This is a genomic window from Marinobacter sp. ATCH36, assembly GCF_023555055.1.
Taxonomy (GTDB): Bacteria; Pseudomonadota; Gammaproteobacteria; order Pseudomonadales; family Oleiphilaceae; genus Marinobacter.
The window spans coordinates 368,879-381,280 of record NZ_JAMJPL010000003.1; the positions used below are offsets into that span (position 1 = coordinate 368,879).

General features: G+C 56.5%; 7 protein-coding genes. 1 reads left to right on the forward strand and 6 read right to left on the reverse strand.

The window, feature by feature from the left end:
- Nucleotides 1-12: 12 nt before the first annotated feature.
- From M8010_RS12635 to M8010_RS12655, 5 genes are all read right to left on the reverse strand, one after another.
- A complete protein-coding gene (locus tag M8010_RS12635; protein ID WP_250091690.1) occupies nucleotides 13-2,760 on the reverse strand; it encodes a hypothetical protein in 2,748 nt (915 codons plus the stop codon).
- Nucleotides 2,761-2,863: 103 nt separating this feature from the next.
- Complete coding sequence (gene ligA / locus M8010_RS12640; protein WP_250091691.1) at nucleotides 2,864-4,897, reverse strand: NAD-dependent DNA ligase LigA; 2,034 nt, start codon at nucleotides 4,895-4,897, stop codon at nucleotides 2,864-2,866.
- Nucleotides 4,894-5,892 carry a cell division protein ZipA gene (gene zipA, locus M8010_RS12645; protein WP_250091693.1) on the reverse strand — a complete coding sequence of 333 codons (999 nt, stop codon included), beginning with the start codon at nucleotides 5,890-5,892 and terminating at the stop codon, nucleotides 4,894-4,896. The genes ligA and zipA overlap by 4 nt, the downstream gene beginning before the upstream one ends.
- Nucleotides 5,893-6,023: 131 nt before the next feature.
- The gene (gene smc / locus M8010_RS12650; protein WP_250091694.1) at nucleotides 6,024-9,518 is read right to left on the reverse strand and encodes a chromosome segregation protein SMC; all 3,495 of its coding nucleotides are present in this window, start codon (nucleotides 9,516-9,518) and stop codon (nucleotides 6,024-6,026) included.
- 1 nt (nucleotide 9,519) lies between these two features.
- A complete protein-coding gene (locus tag M8010_RS12655) occupies nucleotides 9,520-10,203 on the reverse strand; it encodes a GntR family transcriptional regulator (RefSeq protein WP_250091696.1) in 684 nt (227 codons plus the stop codon).
- A 273-nt stretch (nucleotides 10,204-10,476) separates the two neighbouring features.
- On the opposite strand from M8010_RS12655, the gene M8010_RS12660 reads away from it, so the two are divergent.
- The gene (locus tag M8010_RS12660) at nucleotides 10,477-11,406 is read left to right on the forward strand and encodes a GGDEF domain-containing protein (protein WP_250091698.1); all 930 of its coding nucleotides are present in this window, start codon (nucleotides 10,477-10,479) and stop codon (nucleotides 11,404-11,406) included.
- Here the strand turns inward: M8010_RS12660 and rluB are convergent, their stop codons facing one another.
- Nucleotides 11,407-12,378, reverse strand: coding sequence for a 23S rRNA pseudouridine(2605) synthase RluB (rluB, locus tag M8010_RS12665; protein ID WP_250091699.1), 972 nt, complete (start codon nucleotides 12,376-12,378; stop codon nucleotides 11,407-11,409).
- Nucleotides 12,379-12,402 lie beyond the last annotated feature (24 nt).

A 12,402-nucleotide genomic window follows, 5' to 3' on the forward strand; every position in this document is an offset into this window, starting at 1 on the left:
GCGTTCCGCCTCTCAGTGCAAGGAACGCCCCTCTCCGGTAAACAGCCGTACTTCCCAACGGTCCGATGTGGCGCCAGATACTCTGACCAGTGCGACGATCTCATCATCCCGATAGTTTTCCAGGTGAACAATCTCTGCATTGTCCCCAGCAAGGGATAACTGCGTCCGCCACTGGCGACTGGTGTCGGTTTCGTCACTGCCCTCTTCATCGTCGCTGTTTTCTTCGCTTAGGGAAATCCGGGCGAGGATTGGCTGAACCAGGGTATTGCCTTCACTGGCAGCAAAGTTACCGTTCGTGCTCCCCGCCACCAGGATGTCACCATCATAGGCGGCAACCGCGTTCAGCACTTCCGTCGAGGCGTCATCATGGTCATTCAATGTAAATCCACGGGTGACATCCCCAACAACCGTGTAGGACAGGAGAAATCCGGCCTGACTGTTAAGCCGGCTGCGATCCAGTGAGCGGTCACCACGCTCAGGGTTCACCCGGTAATCGCCATCACTGCTACCAAGCAGCCAGAGATTGTTGGCGCTGTAGATGCCATCGGACAATGTGTCGTCTCCATCGGAACCACGCTGGTTAACATTGATTTCGCTGTCGGAATTACGGGCAACAAAGAAGAAAGCATCCGCGCCACCATTATTGGGTTCGCCCCTGACCTGTCCGGCCGAACGACCAATCAGCAACGGGCTGCTGGTATCATTACTGCCACCGACCACTGACTCATCCTGGCCTACCGATCCAACCTGTCGGGTCCACGCCACCTTTGGGGAAACGGAATCACCATCCACCACGGTATCGATACGCTGAAGAAAACTGTCGACACCACCGGCTGCAGTCTCGTTCGGCCACTGGCCACTGGTCTCACCAGCATTGGCAACAAAGCCGCTATCCGCATCGATACCTGTCCATCTGGGAACATCATCGCCAGGGGTTCCGACAACGGTTTCCCAGACCTGCACATAACTGTCCGGGTCCTGCGCTGTATCAAAGAAATACAGCAGGGTATAAACATCAACACCATTGCCACCTGGCGCTCCTCTGGCGGTCTGATCACTGCCGAACGACACTGCAAATTCATAGCGGGTGACGTCATCACCGCCCTCTTCCACCTCCCGCTCCGCAAAGCCAATGACGGGAGGCGCGTCCCTGCTCACAGAGGCCGCCGAGAGCTGCTGTTCCACCAGGTCGCCTTTCTGATTGAAGATTCGAACCCAGGGGCGATCGTTATCATCGGCCCGGTAACCGGCCACAAAAAGCCGGCCATTATGGCCAACGGCCGTATCAGTGGGAACAAAGCCACTGTCTAGTCCGGCATCAAGAGGCGACATCAGTTCATTGATATTGATACGGAGCTTGTCAGCGTCTGCCGCAGCTGCAAAGTTCTCCCGTCCGGCCTGATAACGTTCATCAAGGCCGAGCAGGATAAACCGGTCGTCCTCCAGGCCATTGCTGTAGCTGTCAGGGATACGGACGCGGAACCGAACCTCATCGGTACCTTTCTGAAATGCGAGGATGTCGTTATCGACCCACTCACCGTCGGCGCCACGAACCTCAACAAAGAAGTCCCCTCCCAGAACGGCCTGGGAATCATAATCTTCCCCCAGCTTCACCTGATAGACGTCATCTCGCTGACCGCTGATCAATGCCACATATTCCCGGGTATCGCCGACATTGAGCGCATCGCGGTTACCGCTTGCCCGGGTTTCAAGGCGCACGGCAGGCTCATTATCCTGTATCCGCAATAACTCCCTGACCTCGGAATTGGAGCTGCCCAGCCCCGCCAGGCCGGAGCGCACTTCCGTCAGCCGCAGGTTCAGGGTTTCCAGGGGCTCGGCCTCGGTATCCTCAATCACCTCCAGCCTGATATAGCATTCGGTAATGCCGGGTTCGAGCGTGATAACCCCCCTGGAGAAAAATCCCTCGTCATCCGGTTGGTATTCGAGATAGGAAGGTACTGGCAAATCCGCTTCGCTAGCGGAGCCGAGGCCCACAACATCCTTACCGATAATGGCTTCGTTATCATTGGCGACGCCATTTTCACAGCGCTGGTGCGGCGCATCGAAGTCGTCATCACACCGTTGGGGGTTGAAACTTGAGTCCAACTCGAAAGCCACCGCCACGCGGGTGACAGAAGGCTGGTCCAGCAGGACACGCACCAGTACCGGATAGGTATCCCGGGTGCGCTGCTCGGTAGTGGTGACAGAGCCATCGTCGCCATAGGTATCGGCCTGGTAGGAATGGCTGCCGATTTCACCCAGCTCGGGTGCTTCGCAACGGCTGTCTCTCTCTTCGGGAACTTCCGACGCCTCGCCTTCAGGAAAATCCTCAACCGACAGGCTAAGCACATTTTCCTGCACTTCTATCTCAAATGACTGTGAGCCTGACGCCCCGCCATCGTTGGCGACAAGGTTGATGTTTTCGGTAGTGCCAAGGTCATCGCGCCCGCGATTTCCGCCTGTCAGCCCCGGAACGCCGCGCATGATGACGCCTTGCCGGGCTTTGTTGCTGGTATCTTCCAATGCCAGCCAGGAAGGCGCATTGGTCAGGGAATAATCGAGCACGTCATCGCTGTCAAAAGCGCCGAAGTTATAGGCGTATTCAACGCCGAGGTAGGCATCGACCGGTGGCACACCAAGAATGATCGGGTCGTCGGCATCACGTTCGGTTTTACAACCGGCAGCGGCGATGATGAACAGCGACAGAAGTGCAAGAAAGCCTGCCCGGAGGGAAAAGCGGGAAAAGGAATCGGCGCGCATGAAAAAGTCCGTTTCAGAGCATTGTTTTTATAGGTGCTTTACACACCGTTACAGAACAATCTCATGGTAATCAATTTCCCGGGGGCGGGATCTGCGCGAGTTCTCAGATTTTGACGTCATGGGTTGCGAGAAAATCGGTAAAAGCCTGTTCATCCATTACCGGCACTTCCAGGCTTTCCGCTTTGGCGAGCTTTGAACCCGCCGCCTCGCCGGCGACGACGCAGGCGGTTTTTTTTGAAACACTTCCGGCGACCTTCGCACCAAGAGACTCAAGCCTGGCCTTGGCCTCATCCCTTGTCATGTCGGAAAGGCTGCCCGTCAGCACCCAGGTTTCTCCCTTAAGGGGCTTTTCAGCGGCAGTAATTTCCTCGCTCTGCCAGTGCACACCGGCATTTCTGAGTGCCTGGATGGTTTCCTGATTGTGTGGCTGATCGAAAAAACTGCGGATATGGCCCGCGACAATCGGTCCAACGTCAGGGACCGACTGCAATGTCTCCTCATCAGCTTCACTGATTGCCTCCAGCGTACCGAAGTGACTGGCCAGAGCCTTGGCGGTGGCCTCGCCTACCTCACGAATCCCCAACGCGTACACGAATTTCCACAGCACCGGATGCCGGGAGCGATCAATCGCTTTAACAAGATTGTCGGCCGACTTCTCTCCCATCCGGTCCAGACCCGTCAGGTCGGATTTCTTCAGCAGATAAAGATCTGCAACAGTCGTCACCAGTTCCCGGTCGACCAGAATATCGATCCACTTGTCACCCAACCCCTCGATATCCAGTGCCTTGCGGGAGGCATAGTGGCGAATGGCCTCCTTGCGCTGAGCCGGGCAGAACAGCCCGCCGGAACAGCGGGCCACCGCTTCGCCGTCTATCTGTACAATATCGGACTGGCATACTGGACAGGTGTCCGGAAGCTCAACAACCCGGGCATTATCGGGGCGTTTTTCGGTTACCACCTTGACTACCTGGGGAATCACATCACCAGCACGCCGTACAAAAACGGTATCGCCGATACGCGCATCTAGACGGCGGATCTCATCCATGTTGTGGAGTGTGGCGTTACTGACCGTGACACCGCCCACAAACACCGGTTTGAGGCGCGCAACGGGAGTCACTGCGCCGGTGCGCCCCACCTGGAATTCCACATCTTCGATAATGGTAAGCTCTTCCTGCGCCGGGAATTTGTGGGCGATGGCCCAGCGCGGCGCCCTGGACACAAATCCCAGCTGCTGCTGGAGTGCCAGGCTGTTAACCTTGAAGACGATTCCGTCAATCTCGTAGGGCAGTTCCGGCCGTTTCTCCATAAGGTCGCTATAGGCTTGCAGGCAGGCCTCCACACCAGTCGCCTTGCGCATCTCCGGGTTTATCCGGAAGCCCCAGCTTTTTACCTGTTGCAACCCTTCCCAATGGGTTGCCGGTAACCGGCTTTCGTCCTCAAGGGCAACGCTGTAGGCACACAGCTCGAGCGGGCGGCGTGCCGTAACGGACGGCTTTTTCTGCCGCAGGCTTCCTGCCGCAGCATTACGGGGATTTACGAACGTTTTCTCGCCCCGGTCAGCCAGGCGTTTGTTAAGGGTTTCAAACCCTTGAAGAGGCATGTAGACCTCTCCCCGGACTTCAACAAGCGCAGGTACGGAATCCCCGCGAAGTCTTAATGGAACCGAGGGAATGGTGCGGATATTGGCGGTGATATCTTCACCGGTGTAGCCGTCGCCCCGGGTAGCGGCACGAGTGAGAATGCCGGATTCATAATGCAGGCTGACGGCCAGGCCATCGAGCTTGGGCTCGCACACGTATTCAATGTCTTCGGTGGTTTTCAGCCGGTCTCTAACCCTGCGATCAAAATCCTTCAATTCTTCTTCTCTGAAGGCATTGTCGAGGGACAGCATCGGAATCCGGTGCACCACTTCCTCAAAAGTGGTTTCGCCCTGCGCGCCGACACGACGTGTGGGTGAATCCGGGGTAACTACATCCGGGAACTTTGCTTCCAGTTCCTGCAGTTCGCGGAACAGGCGATCGTATTCCGCGTCCGGCACCCGGGGATCGTCCAGAACGTAGTACTGATAATTATGCTCTGTGAGGATTTCCCGGAGTTCTCCGGCCCGGCTGATCACGTCAGGGGTGGCTTTGGTCATTTTCGGGGGGATCGTTGCTTGCGTTCAAATTCACGGATGCGCTGGCGACAGTGTTCTATAGTCTGCGGAGTCATCACACTGCGACGCTCGTCTTTCAGTTCGCCACCCAGATTGCGTACCACGCACTGGGCTGTCTCCAGCATGAACTCGAAAGCCTGCAGGGAATTGGTTGGCCCGGGCATACTCATGAAAAAACTGATGCCAGGGGTTGATAGCTCAGGCATGTCTTCCGGCTTGAAGGTGCCCGGCTCCACGGCACTGGCAACGCTGAACTGTACAGGACTGGTGGTATCGGTCTGTTCGTGACGGTGATAGATGTCCATGTCACCGTGCTCAAGGCCACAGGCTTCAAACAAAGCCTTTAGACGGTTGCCCGAAAAGTTCTGTTCACTCTTTGCCAGTACATTGATCACGACCACTTCCCGGGCTTCGGGACGATTGGCTCCGGCCAACGGTTGACCTGATGTTCGAGCGACCTGATCCCTCCGGGCGGTATCCTCTTCCACCTCGGTGGTCACTGTGGGAGGCACTGCCTCACGCTGATCTTCCGGTTCATCGTCTACCGCGCCCCACCCGGTGTCCGATTCAAACGAGCCGTGGTCAGTTTCACTGGCTACAAAATTCTCCGGCGTTTCGTCCGGCACGACTTCATCCGGCACGACTTCATCCGGCACAACTTCATCTGGCATCTCATCCCTGTTGCTATTAACAACCGGGCGAGTTGGCTTCTGTTGCGGCTTTGCGAAACGGCTTTTTTCCGGTTTCACATAACCACGTTCTTCCAGAGTATCGCGGGAAATGGTACGCGCCCCACCGTTGGGGAGTTCCGGGTTGTAGTCCTTGTCCAATGGGGATTCGTCGAGATCGTCCGCCCCCATACCCGAGGAAATCGCAATCGATTCCTTGCGGGCACGCCTCATGCGACGCAAACCATCGATGACAATACCGAGGATGACCAGGATACCGATGGCGATTAACCATTCCCTAAGAGACATAGTGATGCTGTCCTGTTTGCAGATCAGATATCGTTGCTACTCTAAGAAAAGCCTGTAATGAATACAACGCAAACACAGGCCAGATGGCGTTTTTGTCATTTTTGCACGAACATTGACCGGCTGAAACCATATCAGGCCTCAGCCAATGCTGCTGCCTCGTCCACATCAACCGATACCAGTCGCGAACAACCCGGTTCGTGCATGGTAACGCCCATCAACTGGTCCGCCATTTCCATGGAAATTTTGTTGTGGGTAATGTAGATGAACTGTACCTGCTTCGACATTTCCTTCACCAGGTTGGCATAACGTCCCACGTTGGCGTCATCCAGAGGCGCGTCCACTTCGTCCAGCATACAGAACGGCGCCGGATTGAGCTGAAAAATCGAAAACACCAGCGCAATGGCCGTCAACGCCTTCTCACCACCGGAAAGAAGGTGGATCGTGCTGTTCTTCTTCCCCGGCGGCCTGGCCATGATCGCCACGCCGGTTTCCAGTAGGTCTTCGCCGGTCAGTTCCAGATAGGCATTGCCGCCACCAAATACCTTGGGGAAAAGAGCCTGCAAGCCTCCGTTGACCTGATCGAAGGTTTCCTTGAATCGTTGTCGGGTTTCCCGGTCAATCTTGCGAATTGCTGTATCGAGCGTTTCCAGGGCTTCCATCAGGTCTTCGTGCTGGCTGTCCAGATAGGTTTTGCGCTCACTCTGTACCTGATACTCCTCGATGGCTGCCAGGTTAATCGCGCCCAGGCGCTGGATACGTGCTCCCAGCTTTTCCAGCTCGTCAGCCCATTCCTTTTCGCTGGCATTCTCCGGCAAGGTCGACAGAACCTGTTGCAGACGTATATCCAGCTCTTCAAGCTGTTCCAGATGGTTGCCGGCACGGATTTCCAGCGCCTGCGACTCCATCTTCAGTTTCTCGAGACTTGCCCTGACATCCTGGATGGTATGCTCAATGCGACTGCGGCTCTGCTCCTTCTGACGCACTTCCTGATCGATTTCTTCAAGGGCATCCCGGGCAGCACCCAACTTTTCTTCTTCCGCAAGGCGACGATCCAACAGCCCCTCCAGCTGCATCTGCAGGTCTTCAATCGGTTCTTCCGCGCTTTCGCGGCTTTCACGCAGGATATCCAGACGTTCGTCGATTCGCTCTTTCTGCAGCTGCATCCGGTCGATGGTCTGCCGCAGGCCATCTCGCTGGCTGTTCAGTGACTGTAACTGAAGCTGTAACTGGTGGGCATGGTCCCGATCATGCCGGGCCTCCTGGCGCAGCCGGTCCAGGTTTTCACGCAGCAGGTCCCGGCGCTCAAGCAAACGCTCTTTCTCTTCGTCACTGTCCTCAGTGGAAGCAAGAGCCTGTTGCCATTCTCCCCGGGTTTCCTGAAGTTGTTGCTGCTGCTCTTCGAGACTTCCTGACACATCGGTGAGGTCGTCGCGGATACGCTGCAGCCGCGCATCAATTTGTTCCGCACGGGCCTTCAGGCCACTGATTTTCGAGGACAGGCTTGCCAGCTCCCGGTCGCCATCCGCCAGGCGAGCCTGGGCTTCGTCTCTGGCAGCTTCCGCCCGCTCGGACCGCTCCAGCAAACGATCAAGGTTCTCGGTAGCGGTTTCCAGGGCAGACTCTGCCTGCTCGAGTTCCTCTGCCAGTGCGGTGACCTTTTTCTGGCGTTCAATCACACCAACCTGCGCGGCATCGGAATCCGGCATCAATATCCAGTCGGCAGCCAACCATGCGCCATCGGGTGTAATGATACTCTTACCCGACGCCAGTGTAGTTTGTCGCCCAAGTGCCTCTTCCAATGTCTCTGCCGTATCCACCAGAGCAAGTATTGTAGCCATACCACCAGCACCAGCTACTTTGCCGGCAAGCCCTTCTGCTTGCCCGGTATCGCTTGATTCAGTGCTCACCAGTGCGAGCCCACGGGGGGCAGCGGTCATCGCAGATTGCGCTGAGCCCAAACCGGGGACGCTGAGCCCCTGGGTGAACCGGCCAATCACCTGCTCAACTGCAAACTCCCAGCCGTCTTCAATCCGGAGTTGTGACGCCAGCCGCGGGCTATTGCTCAGGCCCTGATCATTCAGCCACGCCTGCAGAGTATCGTCGTGGCCGCCCATTTGCTCGTCCAGCAGAGCCTGCTGGGATTCAAGGGATGCTCTCAGGCTCTGGACCTGCTGCCTGGCGTTGGTTGCTGCGTGCTCAGCATCCCGTTGCAGATGACGCGCTTCCTGGAGTTCATCCTGAACCACATCAATTCGTTCCGATGTTTCTTCCCGCTGCAATTCCAGGGTTTCCTGCTGCTCAAGGAAATCGTCCAGTTCAGCGCGGTCAACCTGGCCTTCCAGCAGTTCCTGTTCGTCCCTGAGTCTTTGCTGACGGGTCCGAAGCTGCTCAATAGCGTCTTCGAGAGAGCGAATACGAGACTGGGCCAGCTCGGCCTGACGACGGGAGTCCGCCGAACGCGCACTGAAATCTTCCCAGGTGTGCTGCCACTCATTCATGGCATCTTCGGCGTTCTGAAGCTTTTCGCCGGACTCATCGGATTTCAGCGCGAGCGCCTCCTGTTCAGGCTCCAGCATGTCCAGATCTTCCTGAATACCGGACAGCTTGTCCTGGTCCTGATCCAGCTCCCGGGCCAGTTCACGCTGGTTCGCCATGGCCTGGTCCAGTTCAGCCGCTGTCTGGCGGCTGCGTTCCCGCTGGTGTTCCAGACTCTGCTCGATGCGGGCAATATCGGCACCCGCCTCGTAATAACGGGCCTGGGCCCTGTTGAAGTGTTCGTTGCGATCCTGGTGGCTCTCCCGCAGGGATTCCAGGGAAGTTTCCAGGCTGACACGCTCGGAAAGCTGCTTCTCGAGTTCCAGCTCGGTATCACGGATGCGGGCGCGCCAGGTTTGCAGGTCGTTATCCAGGGACTGCCAACGCAGAACCGTCAGCTCTGCCTTCTTCTGGCGCTCTTCCTGCTTGTAGGCTTTGTATTTTTCGGCTGCCTGGGCCTGACGCTCCAGATGCTGTAGCTGACGCCCCAGTTCCTCCCGCAAATCCGTAAGGCGCTCCAGGTTTTCCTGGGTGCGACGTATGCGGCTTTCGGTTTCCTTGCGACGCTCCTTGTATTTCGAGATGCCAGCCGCTTCCTCGATGTAGACCCGCAGTTCCTCCGGCTTGGCTTCAATCAGCCTGGAGATCATGCCCTGCTCAATAATAGCGTAGCTACGTGGACCCAGACCGGTTCCGAGGAACAGATCGGTAATGTCGCGGCGGCGACATTTAGAACCATTAAGGAAGTATTCCGACTGGCCTTCGCGGGAAACCCGACGCCGGACTGAAATTTCATTGAAGCGAACGAACTCACCCGGCGCTGAGCCATCGCTGTTATCGAACACCAGTTCAATGGAGGCCTGACCGACGGGCTTACGGGCACTGGAGCCATTGAAAATGACGTCCGACATGGACTCACCACGGAGATACTTGGCAGAGCTTTCACCCATAACCCAGCGCACGGCGTCAATAATATTGGATTTGCCGCACCCATTCGGGCCCACAACCGCGGTCATGTTAGAAGGAAACGGCACCGTTGTAGGGTCTACAAAAGACTTGAAACCGGATAGTTTTATGGATTTCAGGCGCATATCAGGCGCTCACCTCTTCCCTGAGAATTCGTAGTACCTGTTGGCGTTGGTGTTCACCAAATTCGCAGATTGCGCGCTCCAGGCCGGGAGAGTCGCCCCGGACTGCAGCATCGGCCAATAACCGGAAAAAGCGGCCGGTTTCGTCCAGTTCGTCGCGGAAGTTTTCCAGAGCCACAAAATAGGTGCGGCTGATGGCGGGCCGGAAATTCTCCAGAGTCTCTTCCAGGAAGGGATTCTCGACCAGGCCATAGGCGTAACGCATGACTCCGAAGCCCGCGTCAATCACCTGCTCTGCCGCGTCACCACCGGAGGAATTCAAGGCATCAATCACAGCCTGCAGCTCTCTAACCTGTCCCATCACCCCTGACAGCTGTTCACCAGACCAACGTTCAAGCACTTTGCGGCCCAACATGCACAGCAGATCGATATAGATATCATAAAGGCTGTTCACCAGTTCCGGCGTCAAGCGGGATACTACCGCGCCGCGGCGGGGAAAGATTTCCACCAGGTGGCGACGCTGGAGTATCAGCAGCGATTCTCTTACGGAGCCCCGGCTGACATTAAGCTCTCCCGCTACCTTGAGTTCCTGGATCCGCTCGCCGGGCTCAAGTTCACCGTTAACAATGCGCTGCCCGATGTGTTGGGCTATCTGCTCGGAAAGACTTTCGGGGGCCTGAAACCTCATAAAGTTCGTCGCTCACTCGCTACTGGCAGCAAAGAATTAGCGCAGAAGTTTACCACAGGGACAGACGAGCCCAATCCCTTGTCCGACATTTTAACGATCTGACCGACCCGGCAAGCTACTGCCGGTTTGTTGACGCCTCGTTCGGTTTCTCTGTCATGAATACTGGAATCCACTTTACTTATTAAACATATCTATTTGTTTTAATTGTCTATTTTATTAATGGCCAGCTATTTGCTTATGTACAGCGAAATTACACTTATCGGGCCATGCAGAGTGAAAAACATCCCAACGATCAACAAGTCAGGACCTCAACCCCAAAAGCTCGCAGCGCTCAGACAGGCTCATCGGGAATGGAGTGAATCCCCGGATGTTCTTACCCGCCTTACACGCAGGCTCTCAACAACACTGAACCTGGAAACACAGTTGGCCATCCTGGCAGAAGAAATCAGTTCTGCCATACCTTTCGACTGCATGAACTACCGGCACCGGATAGCATCCCGAGATTTTGTGTATGCCACCGGTATGGGTGGCCCCCATCGTTGCGATTATCGGCTGAACCTGGAGGGTAGCTTTTACGGCTCACTCTCGTTCAGCCGGCGCCAGAAATTCGCCGAGCAGGAGCTGGAGGGTATTGAACTGATACTGTCGGCAGCCATCTGCCCGATTCGCAATGCCTGCCAGTTCATCTCGATCGAACAGGCCGCGCTGACGGATTCGTTGACCGGTGTTCCCAACAAACGGGCAATGGATGAGGAACTGTCACGCGCATGTTGCCTTGGAGATCGCCATGGCGACGATTACTCAATGATCCTGTGTGACCTGGACTATTTCAAACAGGTGAATGATCAACATGGCCACGTAGTGGGAGACCATATCCTGAAGCTGGCTGCTGACGAACTCGGGAAAGCGGTGAGGAACTCCGACAGTGTTTATCGCTTCGGTGGCGAGGAGTTCGCAATTCTGCTGCCCCACACAGATGAAAGCCACGCCCGCGCCGTTGCAGACCGGATTCGGGAGTATATAGGAAGCATTTCGGTGAACTGTGGTGATACCGATGTGTCGGTCACCACCAGTTGTGGTGTGGCCCAGCGCCTTCCCGGTGAAACCGCCGATCAATGGCTGGCCCGCGCCGACGAGGCACTGTACCGGGCGAAAGACCATGGCCGTAACTGCACCAGGGTATTCGCCGTTATCGGAAACTGATTACTGTTTTGACGACCGGGCAGCGGGTTTGCGCGTCGGCTTCTGTTCAGGCCTGGAACTGTCAACCTGCCAACGGGGCTTTCCGGTTTTTCTGGCGGCAGAGCCTGGCTGCTTACCGCGCTGGCGGTCATGAACCTTCTGCTCAGAGGGTGTTTTTGCCGGAATCTCAACCGGCTTCAGATCCACCGATTTGCTGAGCGAGTCTACCGCTTTCTGGTCCAGCTCCTCCCATTTGCCAACCGTCAGCCGGCTGGGGAGAAAAATCGGCCCGTACCGTACCCGCTTGAGACGACTGACACGAACCCCCTGAGACTCCCATAGCCGACGAACCTCCCGGTTACGTCCTTCCAGCAATGTGACATGGAACCATTGATTGATCCCTTTGCCGCCGGCTTCAGTGATGTCGGAAAACTTCGCGATGCCGTCATCCAGCAAAACGCCCTCTGACAACCGCTTGATCATCGCTTCGTCTACTTCACCAAAAACCCTCACGGCGTATTCACGATCGATCTGTCGCGACGGGTGCATCAGCCGGTTAGCAAGCTCTCCATCCGTGGTGAATAGCACAAGCCCGGTTGTGTTGATATCCAGCCGACCGATAGCGATCCAGCGATGGTCTTTGAGCCGTGGAAGGCTGTCGAATACAGTCGGACGCCCTTCCGGGTCTTTTCGGGTGGTCACTTCCCCTTCCGGCTTGTTGTAGATCAGCACACGCCGAAGAACTTCCGCACCGGCAGCAATGTCAAGGCGCTTGCCGTCCAGCTCAATACGATCACTGACCGACGCCTTCTGTCCTGGCTCCACTGGCTGGCCGTTTATCACCAGGCGGCCGGCCTCTATCCAGCCTTCGACTTCCCGGCGTGATCCCACACCGGCTCTGGCCAGTAATTTCTGAATACGTTCCGGGCCAGCAGGTGTCGTAGTGTCTTCCGGCTTTTTAGTGACTGGCTTGCGGGGGCGATCTGCCGCCATGAATCTTTCCTTAACAAGTGGCTG

Excerpts from the sequence above, each read along its gene's own strand:
- M8010_RS12635 (WP_250091690.1), bottom strand. The coding sequence starts at position 2,760 with ATGCGCGCCGATTCCTTTTCCCGCTTTTCCCTCCGGGCAGGCTTTCTT.
- ligA (WP_250091691.1), bottom strand. The coding sequence starts at position 4,897 with ATGACCAAAGCCACCCCTGACGTGATCAGCCGGGCCGGAGAACTCCGG.
- zipA (WP_250091693.1), bottom strand. The coding sequence starts at position 5,892 with ATGTCTCTTAGGGAATGGTTAATCGCCATCGGTATCCTGGTCATCCTC.
- smc (WP_250091694.1), bottom strand. The coding sequence starts at position 9,518 with ATGCGCCTGAAATCCATAAAACTATCCGGTTTCAAGTCTTTTGTAGAC.
- M8010_RS12655 (WP_250091696.1), bottom strand. The coding sequence starts at position 10,203 with ATGAGGTTTCAGGCCCCCGAAAGTCTTTCCGAGCAGATAGCCCAACAC.
- rluB (WP_250091699.1), bottom strand. The coding sequence starts at position 12,378 with ATGGCGGCAGATCGCCCCCGCAAGCCAGTCACTAAAAAGCCGGAAGAC.